Source organism: Trichococcus pasteurii (assembly GCF_900112935.1).
GTDB classification, from domain to species: domain Bacteria; phylum Bacillota; class Bacilli; order Lactobacillales; family Aerococcaceae; genus Trichococcus; species Trichococcus pasteurii.
Map to the genome: position 1 here is coordinate 98199 of NZ_FONM01000004.1, position 22186 is coordinate 120384.

The 22186-nt window shown below is 48.8% G+C and carries 21 protein-coding genes; 16 read left to right on the forward strand and 5 right to left on the reverse strand.

Going from position 1 to position 22186, the window contains the following annotated elements:
* The first annotated feature begins 40 nt into the window (after nt 1–40).
* From aroB to BM184_RS05640, 6 genes are all read left to right on the forward strand, one after another.
* Nucleotides 41–1114, forward strand: a complete 1074-nt coding sequence (gene aroB, locus BM184_RS05615) for a 3-dehydroquinate synthase (RefSeq protein ID WP_086942529.1) — start codon at nt 41–43, stop codon at nt 1112–1114.
* 60 nt (nt 1115–1174) lie between these two features.
* Nucleotides 1175–2470: a 3-phosphoshikimate 1-carboxyvinyltransferase gene (aroA, locus tag BM184_RS05620; protein ID WP_086942530.1), complete on the forward strand. Its 1296-nt coding sequence runs from the start codon at nt 1175–1177 to the stop codon at nt 2468–2470.
* Nucleotides 2467–3564 (forward strand): chorismate synthase, encoded by a 1098-nt coding sequence (gene aroC / locus BM184_RS05625; protein ID WP_086942531.1) that lies wholly within the window; start codon nt 2467–2469, stop codon nt 3562–3564. The genes aroA and aroC overlap by 4 nt, the downstream gene beginning before the upstream one ends.
* A gap of 23 nt (nt 3565–3587) precedes the next feature.
* Nucleotides 3588–4733, forward strand: a complete 1146-nt coding sequence (pheA, locus tag BM184_RS05630; protein WP_086942532.1) for a prephenate dehydratase — start codon at nt 3588–3590, stop codon at nt 4731–4733.
* A gap of 151 nt (nt 4734–4884) precedes the next feature.
* Entirely contained in the window at nt 4885–5409 is a 525-nt protein-coding gene (locus BM184_RS05635) for a transcription repressor NadR (protein ID WP_245830654.1), read from the forward strand.
* Between the two features lie 96 nt (nt 5410–5505).
* Nucleotides 5506–6063, forward strand: coding sequence for a hypothetical protein (locus BM184_RS05640; protein WP_086942534.1), 558 nt, complete (start codon nt 5506–5508; stop codon nt 6061–6063).
* A 97-nt stretch (nt 6064–6160) separates the two neighbouring features.
* Here BM184_RS05640 and BM184_RS05645 read toward each other — a convergent pair whose 3' ends face one another.
* Nucleotides 6161–6787, reverse strand: a complete 627-nt coding sequence (locus tag BM184_RS05645) for a carbonic anhydrase (RefSeq protein WP_086942535.1) — start codon at nt 6785–6787, stop codon at nt 6161–6163.
* A 24-nt stretch (nt 6788–6811) separates the two neighbouring features.
* Complete coding sequence (locus BM184_RS05650) at nt 6812–7723, reverse strand: AEC family transporter (RefSeq protein WP_086942536.1); 912 nt, start codon at nt 7721–7723, stop codon at nt 6812–6814.
* 178 nt (nt 7724–7901) lie between these two features.
* Here BM184_RS05650 and BM184_RS05655 point away from each other — a divergent pair, with 178 nt between their 5' ends.
* From BM184_RS05655 to BM184_RS05665, 3 genes are all read left to right on the forward strand, one after another.
* Nucleotides 7902–8363 (forward strand): S-ribosylhomocysteine lyase, encoded by a 462-nt coding sequence (locus BM184_RS05655; protein ID WP_086942537.1) that lies wholly within the window; start codon nt 7902–7904, stop codon nt 8361–8363.
* Nucleotides 8364–8385: 22 nt separating this feature from the next.
* Nucleotides 8386–9498 carry an iron-containing alcohol dehydrogenase family protein gene (locus tag BM184_RS05660; protein ID WP_086942538.1) on the forward strand — a complete coding sequence of 371 codons (1113 nt, stop codon included), beginning with the start codon at nt 8386–8388 and terminating at the stop codon, nt 9496–9498.
* A gap of 145 nt (nt 9499–9643) precedes the next feature.
* Complete coding sequence (locus BM184_RS05665) at nt 9644–10042, forward strand: cytidine deaminase (protein ID WP_086942539.1); 399 nt, start codon at nt 9644–9646, stop codon at nt 10040–10042.
* 52 nt (nt 10043–10094) lie between these two features.
* Here the strand turns inward: BM184_RS05665 and BM184_RS05670 are convergent, their stop codons facing one another.
* On the reverse strand, nt 10095–10943 hold the full coding sequence (locus tag BM184_RS05670) for a hypothetical protein (RefSeq protein ID WP_143091114.1): 849 nt from the start codon (nt 10941–10943) through the stop codon (nt 10095–10097).
* 147 nt (nt 10944–11090) lie between these two features.
* Between BM184_RS05670 and gloA the strand changes: the two genes are divergently transcribed.
* The 3 genes from gloA (at nt 11091) to BM184_RS05690 (ending at nt 13866) form a co-directional block, all read left to right on the forward strand.
* The gene (gene gloA, locus BM184_RS05675) at nt 11091–11465 is read left to right on the forward strand and encodes a lactoylglutathione lyase (RefSeq protein ID WP_086942541.1); all 375 of its coding nucleotides are present in this window, start codon (nt 11091–11093) and stop codon (nt 11463–11465) included.
* A 9-nt stretch (nt 11466–11474) separates the two neighbouring features.
* Nucleotides 11475–12122, forward strand: a complete 648-nt coding sequence (locus BM184_RS05680; protein ID WP_086942542.1) for an SGNH/GDSL hydrolase family protein — start codon at nt 11475–11477, stop codon at nt 12120–12122.
* A gap of 613 nt (nt 12123–12735) precedes the next feature.
* Complete coding sequence (locus BM184_RS05690) at nt 12736–13866, forward strand: DUF4349 domain-containing protein (RefSeq protein WP_177208557.1); 1131 nt, start codon at nt 12736–12738, stop codon at nt 13864–13866.
* A gap of 113 nt (nt 13867–13979) precedes the next feature.
* Here BM184_RS05690 and BM184_RS05695 read toward each other — a convergent pair whose 3' ends face one another.
* Together BM184_RS05695 and BM184_RS05700 are read right to left on the reverse strand one after the other, a co-directional pair.
* Nucleotides 13980–14612, reverse strand: coding sequence for a DUF47 domain-containing protein (locus BM184_RS05695; RefSeq protein WP_086942545.1), 633 nt, complete (start codon nt 14610–14612; stop codon nt 13980–13982).
* A gap of 13 nt (nt 14613–14625) precedes the next feature.
* The gene (locus BM184_RS05700; RefSeq protein WP_086942546.1) at nt 14626–15678 is read right to left on the reverse strand and encodes an inorganic phosphate transporter; all 1053 of its coding nucleotides are present in this window, start codon (nt 15676–15678) and stop codon (nt 14626–14628) included.
* Nucleotides 15679–16035: 357 nt separating this feature from the next.
* Here BM184_RS05700 and BM184_RS05710 point away from each other — a divergent pair, with 357 nt between their 5' ends.
* From BM184_RS05710 to glgD, 4 genes are all read left to right on the forward strand, one after another.
* A complete protein-coding gene (locus BM184_RS05710) occupies nt 16036–17319 on the forward strand; it encodes an alkaline phosphatase family protein (RefSeq protein ID WP_086942548.1) in 1284 nt (427 codons plus the stop codon).
* Nucleotides 17320–17927: 608 nt separating this feature from the next.
* On the forward strand, nt 17928–19838 hold the full coding sequence (gene glgB, locus BM184_RS05715) for a 1,4-alpha-glucan branching protein GlgB (protein WP_245830656.1): 1911 nt from the start codon (nt 17928–17930) through the stop codon (nt 19836–19838).
* A 58-nt stretch (nt 19839–19896) separates the two neighbouring features.
* Nucleotides 19897–21045 (forward strand): glucose-1-phosphate adenylyltransferase, encoded by a 1149-nt coding sequence (locus BM184_RS05720; RefSeq protein ID WP_086942549.1) that lies wholly within the window; start codon nt 19897–19899, stop codon nt 21043–21045.
* Nucleotides 21032–22177 carry a glucose-1-phosphate adenylyltransferase subunit GlgD gene (gene glgD / locus BM184_RS05725; RefSeq protein ID WP_086942550.1) on the forward strand — a complete coding sequence of 382 codons (1146 nt, stop codon included), beginning with the start codon at nt 21032–21034 and terminating at the stop codon, nt 22175–22177. The genes BM184_RS05720 and glgD overlap by 14 nt, the downstream gene beginning before the upstream one ends.
* The last annotated feature ends 9 nt before the right edge of the window (nt 22178–22186 follow it).

Below are 22186 nucleotides of genomic sequence, written 5' to 3' on the forward strand. Positions count from 1 at the left end.
AAAACGAAATCTGAATGATAATGGAATAAGGAGTGAAACAATGGCTGAATTACATGTAGGACTCGGCAAAAACAGCTATACGATCCTGATCGAAAATGGCTTGCGCCACCGTCTTCCGGAAGAAATCAAAAACATCTACAGCGGCAAGAAGATTGCCATCATCACGGACCATAACGTCAATGCGCATTATGGGTCCCAGTTGGAGGAAGGGCTGCAGGCTGCAGGGTTCGAGACGCTTGTTGTTGCCTTGCCGGCCGGTGAGCAGACGAAAGATTTCCAGATGCTGCCGCAGATCTATGACCAATTATTGGATTTCCAACTGAACCGCAGTGAACTGATCATTGCCTTGGGTGGCGGCGTCATCGGGGATCTCGCAGGCTTTGCGGCTGCCAGCTTCCTGAGGGGAGTCCCATTCATCCAGATTCCGACTTCCTTGTTGGCCCAAGTGGACAGCAGCATCGGCGGCAAGGTCGGCGTCGATCTGGCAAGAGGGAAAAATCTGGTTGGGGCTTTCTATCAACCGAAGAAAGTGTTCATCGATCCGGAAATGCTGAATACGTTGCCGGACCATTACTTCCGCGATGGTCTCGGGGAAGTCATCAAGTACGGCTGCATCAAGGACGCCAAATTTTTCAGCTTCCTGCAGACGCTGCATACCCGCGAAGAGATGATGGCGCACATCGAACGGATCCTCTACACGTGCTGCGACATCAAGCGCAGAGTCGTGGAAGAGGACGAAAAGGATACCGGCGAACGGATGCTGCTGAACTTCGGGCACACGATCGCGCACGCTTTGGAGACCTACACCAATTATTCGAAATATTCGCACGGTGAAGCGGTGGCCATCGGGATGGTAGCCATCACGCGCCTTTCCGAGAAAAAAGGTTTCACCAAACCAGGAACAGCAGCTGCGATCGAAGCAATGGCGAAGCAAGTCGGCTTGCCCACGGAACTGCACATCGAGTCTATTAATTTGGACAGCTTGTTGGCAATCATGACATTGGACAAGAAGAATCTGGACGATCATCTGAAAGTCATCCTGTTGAAGGAAATCGGCATCAGCTACGTTCAGGACGAAACCATCGCCTTCTTTGACGATTTGGAGAACATGTAGAACATATACTATAGAAGAAACAGAAGAAACAAAATCGAAGCAACAAACAGGAGGATTACAATGGATTTGACGATACAGCCACACAAGCTATCGGGAACAGTGACTGTCCCGCCTTCAAAGAGTTTGGCGCACCGTGCAGTCATCTGCGCGGCGCTTTCCGACGGCATCTGCAAAATCGATAATATCGCGCTTTCGGATGACATCATCGCAACTACGGAGGCCATGAAGGCATTCGGAGCAGTAATCGAGCAGGACGGCAGCTCTTTGACGATCAAGGGCGCGGGCCAATACGTTACAGACGCAAAAGCCGATGCGGGCGCAACGACCGCAGAGCACCTGATCGATTGCAACGAATCCGGTTCGACGCTGCGTTTTGTCGTACCGATTTCGACGCTTTTCCAAGGCGCGAGCCGCTTCATCGGAAGAGGGAATCTGGGCAAACGTCCATTGACGATCTTCTACGATATTTTCGAGGAACAAGGCATCTCCTACAAACCGACTGAAGGCGAACTGGATTTGGTCGTGGACGGGAACCTGAAACCTGGCCATTTCTCATTTCCCGGAAATGTCAGCTCACAATTCATCACAGGTCTTTTGTTCACTCTGCCTCTTTTGGGCGGAGACTCGGTCATCACGATCACGACACCGCTTGAATCGATCGGCTATATCGATTTGACGCTGGATGTCATGAGCGCTTTCGGTGTGACCATCGAAAACGAGGGACATCAACTATTCAGGATCAAGGGCGGACAGTCATACAAAGCGACGGATTACCGCGTCGAAGGGGATTATTCCCAAGCGGCCTTCTTCCTTTGCGCTGATGCATTGAGGAACGACCTGTTGGTGGATGATCTGTCGATGGATTCGCTGCAGGGTGACCGCGCTGTCGTATCAATTTTGGAAGCGATGGGTGTCGCTTTCGAACAGCATGGCAACGGCTTGATCGGCAAGGCAACAAATGGACTGCACGGCACACTGATCGATGCGGCGCAATGCCCGGATATCATTCCGGTCGTCGCGTTGACGGCTTGCCTGAGCGAAGGCAAAACGGAAATCATCAATGCCGGCAGACTGCGCATCAAAGAATGCGATCGTCTGCAAGCGACGGCCAGCGAATTGAAGAAACTGGGTGCAAACATCGAGGAACTGCCGGAAGGCTTGTTGATCCATGGCGTCAAATCGCTTAAGGGCGGAGAAACTGTCTGGAGCTACAAGGACCACCGCATCGCCATGATGCTGGCGATCGCTGCGACAGTCTGCGAACAGCCGATCACGGTCACGGATGCCGAGTGCGTTTCAAAATCATATCCGAATTTTTGGGAAGACTATCAAGCTATAGGAGGCAAGATACAATGAGTGGTGTATTTGGGAATAAATTAAAGGTATCCATCTTCGGCGAATCACATGGTTCCGCAATCGGCGTCACCATCGACGGTCTGCCGCCAGGCCATAAGATCGATATGGATAAAGTTCTGGAGGAAATGAAACGGAGAGCGCCAGGCCAAGGGGCTTTGACGACACCAAGGAAAGAAAAAGATCAGCCTGAAATCTTGAGCGGCTACTTCAACGACATGACGACAGGCAGCCCGCTTGCGGCGATCATCCGCAACAGCGACACGCGTTCCAAAGACTACGGCCAGATGAAAAAATTGATGCGTCCCGGCCAGGCCGATTATCCCGGCTATGTCCGTTACGACGGCTTCAATGATTACCGCGGCAGCGGCCATTTCTCCGGCCGGATCACTGCACCGCTAGTGTTTGCGGGCGCGATCGCGAAGCAATTGCTTGAAAAACAAGGCATCACGATCGGCGGCCACGTGAAGAGCGTAGCCAAGATCCAGGATGACAGCTTCCTGAACACGGAAGTCACACCTGAAATGCTGAAAAGCTTCGCAAGCAAAGAACTGCCGTTGTTGAACGAGTCGCTTGAAGACGAAATGCGCAACCTGATCCGTGAAGCGAAAGCCAGTGGCGATTCTGTCGGCGGAACCGCGGAAATCTGCGTATTGGGCATCCCGGCAGGAGTCGGCAACCCATTCTTTGATTCCGTTGAGTCCGTTCTGGCGCACATTTTATTCTCCGTGCCTGCCATCAAAGGATTGGAATTCGGAAGCGGCTTCGGCATCGCCGAAATGCTCGGATCGGAAGCGAACGATTCCTATTATTATGACGGCGACCAAATCAAGACGCGCACGAACCATAACGGCGGTATTTTGGGCGGCATCACGGACGGCATGCCGATCATCTACAAAGTGGCGATCAAGCCGCCAGCTTCCATCACGAAGCTGCAGCAAACCATCAATATCGAAGACAAGACCGATGCGGAACTGTCGGTTGAGGGCAGACACGATCCGATCATCGTGCCGCGCGCCATCCCTGTATTGGAAGCCGTGACGGCGATCGCGATCCTGGATCTGCTGATGGATTCGAAATTCTACAAATACGACTAGTGAGAACGGAGTGGAAGGCGAGTATGACGGATTTAGAAGACTATCGCAAAGAGTTGGATGCCCTTGACCAGGAGCTTGTGGCCCTGTTCGAGAAACGGATGCACATTTCCCAAGCCATCGGCAATTACAAGCTAGCGCATGATTTGCCCATCTTTGATGAAGGCCGGGAGCAACGCGTCGTGGAACAGAATCTTACCCATCTGAAGAGTGAGGAGTTTGCGGTGCAGACCCATCATTTCCTGGATACGATCATGGATCTTTCGAAGGAAGTCCAAAAGGATGTCCGGGCAGCCGCGAACGATTATGAGCAGATTTTTGCGATCCACGATCCAAAAGAGCACGCGCAGATCGGGTACTTCGGGGAAACGGGATCCTTCTGTGAAGAAGCCATGTTGGCTTATTTCAAGGAAGCGCCCCGCGATCCGAAAAATTATCATACCTTTGAATCGCTGTTCCTTGGCATCCAAAACGGGGAAATCGATTATGGCGTTCTGCCTGTGGAAAACTCTTCTACCGGTGCGATTTCACAAGTTCTCGATCTGTTGTACAAATATGGTCTTTCCATCGTGGGCGAACAATACATCAAAATCGAACAGCATCTGATCGGCCTCGAAGGGACCGATCTGGGCCAAATCGAGGAAGTCTATTCGCACCCGCAAGGTTTCCAGCAATCCACCGATTATTTCAAGGACCACGAGCAGTGGCGTCAGATTCCGTTCCACAGCACCTCCGACAGCGCGAAAATGGTGAAGGATTCCGGCGATGTGCACAAGGGCGCCATCGCCAGCAGAAGGGCCGCCCAGATCCATGGACTCTCCATCTTGGCGGAGAGCATCCAGAATCAGAGCGAAAACACGACCCGCTTCATCATCGTCGGCAAGGATCTCGAGTCGAATCCGCGCTGCAACAAAGTCAGTGTGGTGTTCTCTTTGGACAACCAAGCCGGCACCTTGTTCAAGCTGCTGCGTCATTTCGCGAGGTACCACATCAACCTGATCAAAATCGAATCCCGCCCTGTTGAAGGGGAAAAATGGGAGTATCTGTTGTACCTGGATTTCGAAGGCAACATCGCCGACGAAAACGTTCATGAAGCCCTGCGCTTCATCCACCGGAGCAGTGTCTATTTCCGCTTGTTGGGCTGCTATAGGGCCGCTACCGAAAACAAATAAGAAAAGCATTTCACCTTTACGCGGAATGCCTGAAAAGCCAGCAATGACCGCTTCGTGCGGCCGTTGCTGGCTTTTTGTTTTTCGATTCTTGCAGTCCAGGGGAAAAATGGGTACTATTAAGAAGAGAACGCGTTACGGAAGGGTGATGTTTGTGAAAGCAGCAGAGAGACGAAATGAAATCATCAAATTATTGGAAGCCACGGATCAACCGGTGAACGCCACCCAACTGGCTGAACTGTTATCGGTCAGCCGTCAGGTCATCGTGGGGGATATCGCGCTGATCCGCGCCAAGGGGATCGAGATTCTGGCAACGCCACGCGGCTATCTATCCGCGAATGCGTTCAAAGGCGAAGGCAGCCTGTTCACGGGCAAAATTGCCTGTCAGCACTCGCAAGCCGAGACAGTTACGGAACTGAACATCATCGTGGACAACGGCGGCGAGGTCGTGGATGTCCAGGTCGAGCATCCCGTCTACGGCACGTTGACCGGAGAACTGCATATCCGCTCGCGCCATGATGTCATCGATTTTATGAAAAAAATCGCATCAAACGAAGCAGCGATGCTGTCTTCGCTGACAGGTGGCGTCCATCTGCATACACTTGCCTGCAAGGATGAAGACACATTTCTGCGCATCAAAAAGAAACTGCAGGAAGCGGGCATCCTCTATTCCGGGTGAAAACGCCTGAAAATACGCTTGACAACGCCTGAAAAGATTATATAATATATTACAACTGTCAAGACAGTTGTAAACATCTTTGGAGGGATTGGCGAAATGAATACACGTACACAAACGAAACACATTACGATAGCTGCTCTACTGATTGCGATAGGGATCTTGATACCGATGATTTCCCCTTTGAAAATAATTCTGGAACCGGCTTCCTTTACTTTGGCAAGCCATGTGGCAACGATGATCGCCATGTTCCTTTCACCCGGCATCGCGGTTGCGGTTGCCTTTGGAACGGCTGTCGGCTTTATGTTGGGCGGCTTTCCGTTGGTCGTAGTCTTGCGTGCGGCAACGCACATGATCTTTTCGTATTTCGGCGCGAAATACATCCAAAAGCATCCTGATATGGCGCACGACATCAAAAAATCATTGCTGTTCAGCTTTGTGCTTGGCGTTCTGCACGCTGGTTGCGAGGTCATCGTCGTTAGCCTGTTCTACTTTGCAGGAAACCTTACGGAAGCGTATTACGATAAAGGACTGATTTCTTCCGTCATGCTGCTGGTCGGCGTCGGAACCGTCATCCACAGCATGGTCGATTACTGGTTGGCCCAAATCGTCTGGAAAACGGTCGGCAAAAAAGCTCTGCCTCTCCGCTCTGTGTAGATCGGAAAACGAATCAAATGAAAAGGACGCATCCCCGGATTTAACTGCGGGATGCGTCCTTTTTTCTGTGTGTGGAACATTCATGCTTCGGTTTTTATCAACCGTTGCCAAGCAAAAATTCGCCTTTATCGCGGTCGTAGATGAAAACTTCACCGGTCTCGATGATGTAGTGCCAACCGCTGATCTTCAGCTTGCCTTCCCTCATTTTTTCGGCTATGTAAGGGAATGTTATCAAATGCTTCAGCTGCTCCACGACATTGCCTTGCTCCATCATCCAAGCCCGTGCTTCGGGTTCGGATTCCGGGATTTCCTTCAGGACGCGGTCGCGGACCGGATGAATCAGTTCCAGCCATTTGCGCGTGTGCGGCAACTCCTCCAGTTTGCCTTCGGGATGCAGGCAGGCAGCACAGCCGCCGCAGTTGGAATGGCCGCAGATGATGATGTTTTCAACGCCTAGCGCAAGCACGGCATACTCGATGGCGGATGTCGTTGCCACGTATTCGGTAGTCATCCGATAAGGCGGTACGATATTGGCGATGTTGCGGATGATGAATAATTCCCCCGGTAACGTTCCGGTGATCATATTTGGATCGATACGCGAATCGGAACAGGAAATGAAGAGGGTATGAGGCTTCTGGGAAGCTTTCAAACCCTTGAACAGCTCACGATGAGACTCAAAATCCCCTCTCCTGAAATTGACGATCCCTTCTAATAACTTTTCCATGCTCATACCTTCTTTCTGAAATGATTATCCGAACAACAGTTGTGCAAATTGCACGATGATCGGGATTGTAAATAAAGATAATAAAGTGGTCAGGACCACGAGGCGCGCACCGTATTCGTAGTCGCCGCCGAACAAACGGCCAAGGATGGCGGTATTTGTTGCAGCCGGCGCACAGGAAGCGATGGTCAGGACGATTTCTACCATATAGTCATTGATAGGCAGCAAATAGATGACGCCGATCGAGATGAGGGCGGTGACGATCAAACGCAGGAAAGTGGTCCAATACGCTTTCGGGAAAGCAAGCAAATCCGAAAAATTACTGTTCGCGATGTAGCTGCCGAGGATGATCATGGCCAGTGGCGTATTCAATGCTGCCAAGCTGTCGACGGATTTCCAGAGAAAGGCAGGGACCGGCAGGCGACTGATGTAGATGGACAACCCGATGGCAGCCCCGATCATTCCGGGATTGAGGATGGTTTGCCTCAGCGTCATCGCTTTTTTGTCGCCGGATATCAGGTATTGGCCATAAGTCCACTGGGTGACGTTGTTTGCCATGATGTAACCGGACATGAAAAAGACGCCCTCATAGCCCACCGTCGCGAGCACCAAGGGGATGCCGACGAAGCCGGCATTCGGGAAAATCGTGGCATATTTATCGATGCGATCCTCTTTTTTCAGCAACACATGGACAATGAATGCGCGGATGGAAATCGTCAGAAAAGCCGCCAACGTCGCCCATAGCAACAGCTTCAACCGCTGCGCATCAAAAGTTGCATTGAAAGATGTGATCATGGTCGCGGGCATCACGAACAAGGAGAGGATGGTCGATATCTGACGTGTACCCTCACTGGTGATGACATTCGTCCGAATCAGAATAAAACCAAAGAACATGATAGTGAACATAGTCAACAGCTGTTGGAAAACGATACTTATCAAAGTGGCGCGGCACTCCTTTCACGTATGGAAGCTAAATTTCAGATTTTTTCTGTTCCTAACATGATAACACACCACGTGATATAATTTTAAGGAAAATCTCATAAATGTCTAGTATAATGAATTGGTATGCATAATAAAACAAACAACAGCGCATCAGCTGAAGAATGGAGAAATATAGATGGCTAAAGTAGAAAGTTTTGAATTGGATCACGATTTGGTGAAGGCTCCCTATGTCCGCCAAGCAGGCTATGAAGTGCACGAAACAGGTGCTGTCGTCACAAAATTCGATCTGCGTTTTGTGCAACCCAACCAGGATGCATTGCCGACAGGGGCTATGCACACGTTGGAACACCTTTTGGCGATCAATATCCGCGATTATGTGGATGGTGTCATAGACCTTTCGCCGATGGGTTGCCGCACCGGTTTTTACATGATTTGTTGGGGTGAACATACTCCGGAAGAAATCGCTTCTGCTTTGGAAAAAGTGCTGCAGATTGTATTGGAAACGACAGTAGTTCCGGCAACGACCGCCAAGGAATGCGGAAATTACCGCGATCATTCCTTGTTCGGCGCGCAAGAATACGCTAAGCAAGTGTTGGCAGCCGGCATAAGCCGCGATCCCTTCACACGTACGGTCTAGAAACTCAGGGAGGATTGACGTTATGACTAAAGAATTGATCGTAAGGACAGGACCGCAAGAATACGAGTGCAGAGAAGGCGTCCTGTCAACTTTACCAAAACGATTGGAAGAGCGCTTCGTCAAGAATTTGCTGATTGTGCACGGGACCGTATCCTGGGGAAAAGCCCGCCCCTACCTTGAGGACCTCTATCAGGCCGGTTTTTCGATCACCGAGGTGGCTTTTTCGGGCGAATGCAGCTATGAAGAAGTCGACCGCATCGTCTCTTTGGCCGCACAACATAAAAGTGATGCGATCATCGGCGTCGGCGGCGGAAAAATAATGGACGCAGTGAAATATGCTGCCGCGAAAGCCGACTGCATCCTGAATGTGATGGTCCCGACGTTGGCGAGCAATTGCGCCCCTTGGACACCGCTCAGCGTCATGTACACCGAGGATGGCGTGTTCATCCGCTATGATTTTCTGCAGCAGCAAGCTTCGCTTTTGTTGTTGGAACCAAAATTGATCATCGACTCGCCGAAGGATTTCTTTGTGGCCGGATTGGCGGACACGTTGGCCAAATGGTACGAATCGGATGAAATCCTTTCCTTGCCTGAGAATGCCCAACAACCGATGCTGATGATGGCGCGCCAAGCGGCTTATATTTGCAGACAAAGCATTCTGGATCACGCTGAGTTGGCGATCGCCAGTCTGGAAGCCGGTGAAGTGACGGAAGCTTTTGTGAAGCTGACGGAGGTGATCACTTCCATCAGCGGCATGGTAGGCGGGTTGGGGGACGCCTTTGCGCGGACAACCATCGCCCATGAAATCCATGATGCCATCACCAATTTCCCGGAGTCGCATCATTTCCTGCACGGACATAAAGTTGCCTACGGAATCATGGTGCAATTGGCTTATGAAAAGAAATGGGCGGAGATCGACAACCTGATCCCGTTCTATGAACATCTCGACATTCCCAAGAGCCTGCACGATCTGCATTTGGACAGACTGGACGCGGAAGGCATCATGGAAATTGCCCGTCTGTCGACCAAACCCGAAGCGCCGGCGCATGGCCTGCCGTATGAAGTCTCTGCCGAATTGATGGCCGAAGCAATCCAAGCGCTCGAGGATTACATGGCGAATTTGCCAGAACTTTGATCCGTAGGCCGATTAATTGAACAGCCGCTATTCTAGCCTGTTTATTGACCTTTCCGATTTGGCAAATTCTGAAATAATCGGTATACTGGAAACACGAACATTTACCGGGCAGAAAACCCCATTTAGGATAAGCGAGGGATAGTCGATGAACAGTGAAGAATTAGTGTCCAGAGCAAGAGCCGCCATGCAGCATGCATACAGCCCGTATTCCCATTTTCCGGTAGGAGCGGCAGTCCTCTACAAGGACGGCGCAGTGATCGAAGGCGTAAACGTGGAAAATGTTTCCTTCGGCGCCACCAACTGCGCGGAGCGGACAGCCTTATTCACAGGTGTGACGCGAGGCTACCGCAAAGAGGATGTCGCCGCTATTGCCATAGCGGGCGACACGGATACGTTCCTCCCGCCGTGCAGCATCTGCCGCCAAGTGATGGTGGAATTATGCGGATACGAAACGCCAGTCTACCTTTCCGACAAGCACGGGAAAATCAAGGAGCTGACGATCAAGGAGCTGGTTCCGTATGCCTTCACCGAATTAAATATGTGAAAAAAAACAACTGTGGCCCACCTATTACTGGTGAGCCGCAGTTGTTTTTATGCTATATTTTCAGAAACAACAGATAGGCCAACGTCATCATCAGCAGCAAATGCGCGCTGATGCCGCCGAGGCAAAGGTAAAGGGTATCCCGTTTCGTTTCATTGATCGTCTGGTACAGGCTGGCGATGAACGTTACCAGATAGCTGGACAGATGGACAAGGAACAACAACAGCACCGGGACCGCCATCAAAATCGGGGCGATCAGGCTGATCACAAACGCGGCGCCCAACAGCAACAGGCCAAAAGCGTTCATTCCCGCGTATTGCGTCATCCAGTTATGGAAGGCGTGGCGTCTGTGCAAAAAGAATGTTTTGATGAGGTACGCCAAGAATGGGTACAGATAATAAAACGCCAGGAACAGCAGGAAATTCTTCATGAACCAAACAACCGGTTCAACCTGAAAAGTGACAGTCGGCAACAGTGATATCTGTGACAGCAGATCATATTGCTTAGCCAGCGCGACCGCTATCCGCGTAACCAATCCGGCTGAAAGCAACGCCGAAAGGACGAAGGTGAAGTAGCCGTATAGGTTATGGCTTTCTCTGCGCGATTTTCTGGTCTCCGCAGGGTCTTTCATTTTTTTCCACAAAAAACGGATGTAGCGGATGAATTTTTTCAAAGCTTCATTGAAAGAGAAAGCTTGCTTCTCAGCCCGTGAAGCCGATTCCCATTCTTGATCATCCTCATCAGCCGTGAGGTCGACAAAATTTTCCGTGTTATCTTCGAATAAAGTGGATTGATAAAATTCGTCTTGATGGATCGCGTCCGAATCAGAAACGTCCGACCCGCACATAGGGCAGATCAAGGCCTCTTTCGGGATGCGATTATGACAATAGACACATATCTTCATTGGATTTTCTCCTTCTCGCTAGTAACTAACTTCTAGAATAATTCAGTTTGTAGGATATAGCAAGGTTATTTTTACGACAAACATTTTGAAATGGAACCGATAATTCGGTATGATAAAGACAGCATAAATGAGAGGAATGATGACTTAATGAAAATGTTACACACTTGCATCCGCGTGCAGCACCTGGATAAATCAATTGCATTCTACAAAGAGGCTTTTGATTTCCGCGAAAAGAAGAAGCTGGACTACCCTGAGCATAAGTTCTCAATCGTCTACCTGGGTTTGGAAGGCGATGACTATGAGTTGGAGTTGACTTACAATTACGATCATGAACCTTACAACATCGGTGACGGCTATGGCCACATCGCCATCGGGGTCGATGGATTTGAAGCCCTTCATGACAAACAGATGGCTGCCGGATTCAACGTGACTGATTATAAAGGTTTGCCTGATTCTTCCGTAAGATATTACTTCATCACCGATCCGGATGGCTACAAAGTTGAAGTCATCCAGAACAGATAGGACGGACCTATGGAGAAAACGACTAAGCGCAAATTGCTTTTCATCGGCGACAGCATCACAGATGCCGGGCGCAACCGCAACAATCCTGATTCGCTGGGGAAAGGCTATGTGGCTCTGATAGCGAAAGCTCTTGCGGATAGAGGCGATTCAGAACGCTACCAGCTGATCAACCGCGGCATCAGCGGCAACCGAATCCTGGATATTGCGGAAAGGTGGCACAGCGACTGTGTTTCGCTTGAACCTGATGTCGTCACGTTGCTGATCGGCATCAACGATACGTGGCATAATGTCGGTGATGAAACTGTGTTCGCGACCGAAGAGGGTGCGGAACAGTTCGAAATGCATTACCGCCATTTGCTGGCGTCCTTGCGGAAAAAATCAAATGCACGACTCATTCTGATGGAGCCGTTCGTCTTCCCGTATCCGGAAGACCGCAAAACGTGGCGGATTGATTTGGATCCGAAGCAGGAAATCGTCAAACGCCTTGCCGAAGAATTCGATGCCGAATGGATCGGTTTGGACGCTTATCTGAATGCGATCGGGGCTGCCGAAGGCTATGGAACGTTATCGAATGACGGAGTCCATCCGACGAAGAAAGGGCACCTTCTCATCGCCGACGCTTGGCTGAAGCAATTTGATGAGAACGGCAAAAAATAAAGGCCCTTGCTTAAAAATCAAATCTGACCGAAAAGTCTTGCTTTCCTGAAGTTGGCATGATAAGATGTTTTACATGCGATGAGGCGACGAGCAATCAGGTGGGTTCGCCCATTCCGCGCAAGCGGCGAAGTGATTGCAAATCAAACGGGACATACGTGCTTGCACAACCACAGGATGTGGATGTTTGATGGTGACTGCTGTGAACAGTCCCATCCATGGGTCTTCCCATGCCGTATCAGAAGAAAGGGTCGGAAAGTCGAACACTTAGGTGTTTGCCTTTCCGGCCCTTTCTTTTTGTGTCGTCAGCGATGGGGGCTGGTAGCTCCGGCGAGGGGCGGTTAGCCGGAGGTGGGTTACCCGGATCTGTCGTCTTCTCCGGCGAGGAGAAGCTCGCCGGAGAAGACCCCCGAAAATGGGCCGGTTCCACCGGCCACAGCCGCTTGGCCGGAGAAGCGCACGTTTCCTTCATTTCCTCCGTTTCCCCTGCTGTGCTCCGCCTGTCGCCAAATCAGCAACAGCCGGAACTTAAATATGTAAGGGCTTTATTAGGCGCAGCGGCCTCCTTGCGGTATAATCTAAGTAGGAAATTCAGGAAAGATTGGAGGCGCCTCAATTGAAAAAACTGAAATTATTGATACTTTCGCTGCTGTCATTCTCTTTGGTGGGTTGTTCATTCTTGACGACGGAAGAAACGAGTGTTTCGCCACAGGACGCTGCCGGAGTGGACAACGTGACGACCGAAATAGCCAAATCGGATGGGTCGGTCGGTTCGGGTTTGCTGATCGGTGAAAAGGTAGTGACCACCGTCCACCTTTCCTATGAAACGTTGAAATATGATGATTCCGTCGCTTATCTGAAGGAAATCGTCGGGAAATATGGGGCCTATGTGGAATATTCCTACGAATCAAGCGGCGGCGATATGATTTACACACCTTCAGCATTGACCCAAAACTATCGCCAAGGCAGCTATACAATCAGGATTCCTAAAGATTCCGTGACTGCTTTCCTGGATGATCTGGAGGGCGGACTGGGCACGAAAGTCAGCGAGCAGCAAGGCAATGAAGATGTCACCCAATATTATGAAGACACGGCCACGCGCATCAGCGTGCTGCAAAGGAAAGAAGAGCGCTTGTTGGCGCTGCTCGAGCAAGCGGAAACTGTCGAAGAGATCCTGGCTATCGAGGACAGTCTCAGTGCTGCCATATCCGAAAGGGAAGTGCTTCAGGCTGAGTTGGACAACATTGATGATTTGGTCGACTATACAGCTTTATATCTGACTGTTTCTGAGCGTTCGCGCATTTCGAACAATCAAGGCGGATCGACGCCATTCTGGGATCGCGTCAAGGATGCGTTCATCGATTCGCTCTATTCCTTCTATTATTGGTTACAGGATGCCGCCATCTGGTTCATCTATGCACTGCCGTTCTTCGTAGCCGTGCTGCTGTTGTTGCTGCTGTTGTGGGCAATCAAAAAATTGTTCGGCAAAACGATTTGGGGCAAACAAAGGGCCGAAAAGCAGCTCCAGGAAAGAAAGCAGATCGAAGAGCGCCGCAAAGAACGGTTTGAACGGACCCACCCAAGAAAACCGGGAGGGACAACCGTCGCATCCAAACCTAGCGTAACACCACCGGCATCACCAGCAGGTCCTGCACCATCCATTCCGGAAACGGCGACAGCTAAAGGCGATGAGTCTAAGGCAACGGCCCCTGAAGCCGGAAATAAGGAAGATCCACTGGAACCATAACTTCAGCACCTGCACCTGAAACATAGAAAACACAAAAGAAGCAGCCAGCGAATCTGAGCGGATTCGCTGGCTGCTTCTTTGCTTTTGCGGATATTGAAGGCAGGATAAAAATGCTACGAATTTTTCAGGACGATTCTTTCGATGACATTGGCCGCAGCCTCAAAGGAATCGGTGGCCCGTTCGAACCGGTCGTAGATGTTGGTCGTAGCCATCGTTGTCAGCGCGTCTTTCTGTTCGACAAACAATTTTTTGACCGAATGGGTATACAGAGAATCTCCCCGTTTTTCAAGGCGGTTGATAGCGATGATGGCATCTTTGATGATTTTGGATTTCTTGAAATTCTTGAGGTCATTGATGGCTTCATCAAGGCTCAAGGCACTCTTTTCGATTATCTCCATAAACTTCAACATTTCCGGCGTGATTTCTTGGATCTGATAAATATCGATGTGGATGAGCGTATCCTCGATCGTATCGATGGTCGTATCCAACTCCCCGGCCAAGTCGATGATGTCTTCGCGTTCGAGCGGAGGCAGGAAATCGCTGTAAAGGTAGCTCATCATCTGGTGTTTCTTTTGATCGGCTGCATGTTCGATATCGTGCAGTTCCTTCAGCCGAGCCTCCAAAGTGTCCAAATTGTAATCAGCCAAAATGCTGGTCACCAACTTGGCTGCGGAAACGGCCAAAGCGGAAACTTCGATGAATTCTTGATAGTAGCTGTATTCTTTTGTATTTTTTCTCTTTAGCATAGTTGCAATCTCCTCAGAATATATTCATGAAAACAAGCGCCATCAAGTAACCGACCAGACCGCAGCCTGGGAACGTCAGTACCCAAGCCCAAACCATGTCTTTGACGGTGATCCAATTTACGGATGACAGGCGTTTAGCTGCACCCACGCCCATGATGGCAGTCGTTTTTGTATGCGTGGTGCTGACCGGCAACCCCCAGATGGATGATAGCAAAAGGCACGCTGCCGCGCCGACGTCCGCGCTGAAGCCTTGATAGCCTTCCAATTTGACCATGTTCATGCCTACCGTTTTGATGATCTTATAACCACCGATCGAGGTGCCGAGTGCCATAACGAAGGAGCAGAGGATCATCATCCAAAGCGGGATGACGAATTGGGTCGCATCGCTGTTCCCTTGCCCAAGAAAAATTCCCAGCATGAAGATTCCCATGAATTTTTGACCATCTTGGGCTCCGTGCATAAAGGCCATCGCCGCTCCGCCCAAGACTTGGCCTTTTTGGAAAAACGGTCCTGTTTTTTGCCGCACCTTATTTCTGCAGATTGCGGTGGTGATCTTCGATACGCCAAACCCGAAGCCGAAGCCCAGAATGGTTGAAAGGACCAGGCCGTAGATGACTTTGATCCACTCCGATCCGTTGATGGCGCCGAATCCACCCTGCAGCGCAATCGCAGCCCCTGAAATGCCTGCAATCAGGGCGTGACTCTCGCTGGTCGGAATTCCGAAGTACCAGGCTGCCGTTGCCCAAAGTACGATCGCGAAAAGAGCGGCGCAGAGGGCGATGATCGAAAGTTTAGGGTCGTTGCCGAAATCGACCATGTTCGCGATTGTTTGGGCTACCGTCGCGTTGATGGACGTCATCACGAAGACTCCCAGAAAGTTGAATACAGCTGCCATAAGAATGGCTTTTTTTGGAGCGATGGATCTGGTGGACACACACGTTGCGATTGCGTTCGGAGCATCGGTCCAGCCGTTCACCAAAATCACACCCAGAGTCAATACCACTATGATCAAAAGAATAGGGTTCGTCTGGATGCTGTCAATAAATTCCGAGAATGTAATTGTCATAGGTTGCAGTTCCACACTTTCTTCATAGCGTTCTCAATAGGATGAAACCGTTTGCTTAAATTTAGGAGCCACTGCAAAGTACAGCCGGATTCCTTGTTGGGCAGAGGCAGCATGCTTGATGATTCCGCTATTTTATTGTTAGATATTGCACATTATCCATTTTACTCCTACCTGACCAAAAATAGAATAGCTTTTTTTGAAAGAAACATAGCGGACAGAGGGCCGCTGTTTTCGTTTTTGAAGGGCGGTGCCGAAACGAGCGCTGTCACAGTCACAAGAATGTTGAAATTAAATCCCTTGCTGTATCCATGCGGGTCCCAATATATGGTAAAATAACAAGATAGGAGGGTATATATTATGGTAAAAAGAAAACTGTATATCATTTCATTAGATGCATTTGGTGCCAGTGACTTAGAATTTGCCAAGACGCTGCCCCATTTCCAGGAAATTTTGAACAGAAGCGCACTCGTCAAAGAAGTGGAATCGGTCTACCCGTCTTTGACATACGTAGCTCATACTTCAATCGCAACAGGGATGAATCCCAACCGCCATGGAATCATCCATAATACACATCGGCAACCGGAAAGACAGTCACCTGACTGGTATTGGTATGCCAAAGAAATAAAGAAGGCGACGTTGTTTGATGTCGCCAAGAAGGCGGGATATACAACCTGCGCTTTGCTTTGGCCGGTGACGGGTAAAAGCCCTTCCATCGACTACAACCTAGCTGAAATTTTTCCGAACAGGCCTTGGCAAAATCAGATGATGGTTTCCGCTTTTGCCTCCAGCACAAAATATGCGCTGGAGATGAACAAAAAATACGGGTCCTTGCGGAACGGGATAGCCCAACCGGAGTTGGATGAATTTGTGACGGCGATCGCGGTCGACACAATCAAGACGAAACAGCCGGATCTGCTGGCTGTGCATCTGGTCGATCTGGACAGCATGCGTCATCATTATGGCGTTTTGAGCGATAAAGCGAAAGAAGCCATCGTCAGGATGGATCGCCATCTCGGACAGATCATCGGAGCGATGAAAGAAATGGATATCTATGAGGACACCGTGTTGGCAGTTCTGGGCGATCATTATCAGATCGATACGCATACGGTCATCCGCCCGAACCACTTGTTTTTGGATAAAGGCTGGCAGACAATCGATCGCAAAAGGAACATCAAGGACTGGAAAGTGCTGGCGAAGGCTGCGGATGGGGCTTGTTATATTTACCGGAAAGATGTCAGCATCACCAATAAAATGATCTTGGATGCGTTGAAAGGGATCGAGGGCAGGGTTGAAACCATCCATTCGGCTGCAGAAGCCAGAAAGATGGGAGCGGATGAGAATTGCCTCTTCATTCTGGAAGCGAAACCGGGTTATTATTTTGAGAGCGACGTGCTGTATCCTTTCATGGAAAGCACCGCCAAAAACCTTCCTGACCGAATCCTGCATAGCGCAACGCACGGCTTCAGCCCGAAAAAGAAAAAATATGCCACGATGCTGATGGTTTCCGGACCCGGAATCGACAAAGATGCCGTTGTGGAAAAGGGCAGGCTGATAGACGAAGGGCCGACTTTCCTGCATGCAATCGGACTGAAATTTCCGGAAGCCACGGACGGAAGGGTCATCAATAAAATATTTCTGTAGTCAGAAGGATTCAATCGCCGCGGAACTTTTTCGATTTGAAGTGGGCACCGGCAAATGTGCCTAAGGTTGAGCTGCTTCTCCGATGCTTGTAAATATCAAGTAAAAATAATCCTGAATTGTAAAAATTATGCCACAATCTTTGCAAATCAGGATTTTTCCACTATATAAATGTAAACGTCAACATTTGAAGCACGGTGGAACGCCTGGTTTGTGAAATAAATAACGAAAACTATCTGTGTATTTTCATGTTCCTATTTGTAAGCGAATGCAGGCGGAATGGTGTAACGATAGGCTTATCGGGAGTGTCTCTCATTGTTTTCTAACCAAATGTTCATTTTTATGGATCAAGTAGATTCTATATAGTGATATTCGTGGCATATTTTAGTATAGCGTTTACAATGTTGTTTTTATGTAAAAAAACTATTAAGACTGATAGATTATTACTATCAAGGAGAAAAATGAGTTTCAATATATTTATTATGAATTATGGCAAAATCATCTTTAAAATGGTATTATGGATATATATTAATGAAAGGGCCTGGCATGATTAAATAAATCATTATTGGATCGTTTTGTTACAGCAATATAATTGTAAGGGAAGTGTCTGGATGAGTGCAAAAATGAACATACTTAAAGAGTTGGAAAAAGAGATGTATTTGTTCAACATCGGGGAACATCTTGAAAGTTACCGCTTTTTAGGAAGTAAACAACGGACCGAAAATGGGATTGAAGGATGGCGTTTCACAGTCTGGGCGCCCCATGCAAAAACTGTTTCCTTGGTCGGGGATTTTACTGAATGGAAACCCGTAGAAATGCAAAAAATCGGCAAAACCGGAGGCTGGTCTCTTTTTACGGAGGCTGCGGCACAAGGGGACTGTTACAAGTATTATATCGAGGACAAAAACGGCAAAAAGAAATATAAAATCGATCCCTATTCTTTCGCGTACGAAGTTCCTCCAAAAGACGCTTCTGTCGTGTTTGACATGCCCGAGAAAAAATGGAAAGACGGCAGATGGGCCGCAAACAAAAAAAGAAAGTCCATCTATCAAAAACCGCTTAACATTTATGAAGTGCATTTCAGTTCATGGAAAAAGCATGATGATGGCAGCTGGTATTCCTTTAAGGATCTTGCTGAAACGTTGATTCCATATGTGAAGGAAATGGGCTACACGCACATCGAATTCATGCCTTTGATGGAACATCCGCTGGAAGCTTCTTGGGGCTATCAAATCACCGGATACTTCGCGGTGGCTGCCCGTTACGGCAATTTGCTTGAGTTAAGGGATTTCGTGGAAGAAGCGCATAAAGAGGGAATCGGCGTCATCATGGATTGGGTTCCCGGCCATTTCTGCAAAAATGATTATGCGTTGTCCTATTTTGATGGTACACCGACTTTTGAGTATGCCGATCCGAATCGCGCCATCAACAACCGTTGGGGGACGTTGAATTTTGACTTGGGAAAAGCACAAGTGCACAGCTTCCTGATTTCGAACGCCATTTTCTGGCTGCAAGAGTTCCATTTTGATGGAATCCGTGTCGATGCCGTTTCGAATATGCTTTATCTTGACTATGATGAAGGTCCATGGACACCGAATGAAGATGGCAGCAATCACAATCGCCAAGGCATCGAATTCCTGAAGAAGATGAACACAAAAGTCTTCGAACGCCAACCGGACACTTACATGATTGCGGAGGAAAGCACTGCTTGGGCCAACGTCACGAAACCGATCGAGACAGGCGGACTGGGCTTCAACTATAAATGGAATATGGGTTGGATGAATGATACCTTGCGTTTCTTCGAAATGGATCCTTTGTTCCGAAAAGACAATTTCAATCTGATCACCTTCTCATTCATGTATGCCTTCAATGAAAACTTTATTCTGCCGATATCCCACGATGAAGTGGTCCATGGGAAACAGTCCCTGTTGGGCAAAATGCCAGGTGACCGCTATAAACAATTTGCGGGCTTACGGACGCTGCAAGCCTATATGATGGCTCACCCAGGCAAAAAATTGAACTTCATGGGTAATGAAATCGGACAATTCCTGGAATGGCGCTTCTACGATCAAATCGAATGGGGTGTCCTGAACAACGAGTTCAATCCGGAGTTCCAGCATTACATCAAGACCCTGAACCATCTTTACAAAGATACGAAAGCTTTGCATGAAGTCGATGATGCGCATACCGGTTTGGAAATTCTGGACGCGGACAACAACTTGGAGTCAGTCCTTTCCTTCATAAGAACAGGTGAAAAACCGCGCGATTTCCTGATAGTCGTGTGCAACTTCACGCCTGTCGAACGGCGCAATTTCCGAGTAGGTGTGCCATACGAAGGACATTACGAAGTATTGTTGAATACTGAAATGCAGGAATTCGGCGGTACTTGGACAGAAAATCTTCCGGAAATGATCACTAGCCTCGATGGTATGAATCGCCAACCTTTCTCGATTGAATTCACGTTACCCGCTTTAGGAGTATTGTTCATCAAACCGAAACGCGTTTTTGGTGTTAATAAATAGATCCACACATAGATATGATGATAAGGAGGCGAAAGGAAGAGGCAATCTTCCTGATACTATGAAAAATCAAATGGTAGCAATGATATTAGCCGGAGGGCAAGGCACTCGGCTTGGAAAATTGACGCGCGAAACTGCCAAACCGGCCGTTCCGTTCGGCGGAAAATATCGAATAATCGATTTTGCTTTAAGCAACTGTGCCAACTCAGGCATCAATAAAGTCGGGGTTGTGACACAGTATCAACCTTTGGAATTGAATGAACACATCGGAAACGGTGAACCATGGGGACTGAACGGCGGAGACGGCGGAGCTACTATCCTGCAGCCGTATTCGAGTGCGGATGGGGAAAAGTGGTTCAAAGGGACCGCACATGCGATTTATCAAAACATCGCCTATATCGACAGATACAATCCGGAATACGTACTGGTGCTCTCCGGCGACCATATCTACAAGATGGACTACTCCAATATGTTGGAATTCCATATTGCACACAAGGCCAGTTTGACAGTCGGCGTCATCCCGGTTCCGATGGAGGAAGCACCGCGCTTCGGGATCATGAATACGGATCAGACCAACCGCATCATCGAGTTCGAAGAAAAACCGAAAGAACCGAAAAGCAATCTGGCATCAATGGGGATCTATATCTTCAATTGGCAGGTGCTGCGTAAATACTTGGTGGAAGATCAAGCGAAACAACGCGAGATGGAAGATTTCGGAAAAAATGTCATCCCGACCTATCTGGAAAATGGCGAAAACTGCTTTGCTTATGCATTTGATGGTTATTGGAAAGATGTCGGTACCATCGAAAGCCTGTGGGAAGCGAACATGGAATTCCTGGATCCTGACCACATCCTGAACATCAGGGATGAAGAATGGCGCATCTATTCGAAAAATCCGGTTTCCCCTCCGCAGTTCCTGACAGAGACATCAGATGTGACGGATTCCATGATCGTTGACGGTTGCTATGTGGCTGGTGAAATCACCCATTCAATTCTTTCCCAGAATGTTCGGGTCGGCAATGGGTCAGTCGTACGCGACAGTTTGATCATGGCGAATGTAACAATCGGAGAGAATGTTACAATCGAGCATGCCATCATTGGGGAAAATGCAAAAATTGCCGACAACGCGAATGTCATCGGCAAGAACGGTGAAATCGAAGTTGTCGGATATGCTGAAGTTATTGGAGGACTGAAAGATGAAGATGAATAGAATCTGTGCCATTTTAAACTTGACCGAGGACGAGACAGCGTTGAAACCTTTGACGCGTATCCGCCCGATTGCTTCATTACCATTTGCGAGTCGTTATCGCTTGATCGATTTCAATCTTTCGAGCATCAGCCATGCTGAAATCCAATCAGTGGGCATGTTCATCGCCGGCAGCGGCCGTTCGATCTACGATCATATCCGCAGCGGTTCCGTTTGGAATCTTGAATCCGGCTTGACCGGCGGGATCTTTACCTATTCCCAACAGATGCTGAAAGCAGTTCAGGAACGAAACGGCGATGCACTGGATTTCTACATGAATCATAAAGAGTTCATCTATCGTTCTCAAGCGGAGTATGTTGTCATCATGGGCAGCAAAATCGTGGCGAACATTGACATCAAAGCGGTTATGCAACATCATCTGGCAAAAGATGGCGATGTCACCGTACTCTATAAGAGTGTGCCCCGAGCTTTCCTTGAAAACAGACCGCATGAAAAAGTCCTTCAGATTGATCGCGATGAATACTTGCTTCATTTGGTGGATGCAAAAGACGCATCTTCAGAACTGGATCGTTTCGCCATGAGCATGAACATGTACTTCATGAGAGCAGACAAGATGCTGGAATTGATCCAGCGTGCTGAACTTGAAGGGCTAAACCTCGATGCGGACAAGCTGATCGAACACTATCTGCCGGAATACCAAGTCAATACCTATGAATATACAGGGTATTTGGCTAATATCGACTCCATCCCGGCTTACTTCAACGCGAACATGGAAATGCTGGAAAAGAATAAATTTTCAGCGCTTTTCCACGGCAGCCAAAACGTCATCACCAAAGTGAAGAACGGCGCGCCGACCTATTATGCTAAAGAGGCACATGTGAAAAATGCCCAGTTCGCTACCGGCTGCGTCATTGAAGGCACAGTCGAGGATTCCTTGATCCACCGTAAAGTGAATATCGCTAAGGATGCCGAAGTCCGCAAGAGCATCATCATGCAGGGCGCAAAGATCGGTGAAGGATCAGTCCTGGAATACTGCATCCTGGACAAGAATGTAACCATCGGACCCGGCGTCACTTTGAAAGGTACGAAGGATAATCTTGTTGTAATCGAAAAAAATAAAACAATCACAGTTTAGAAAGAAGGA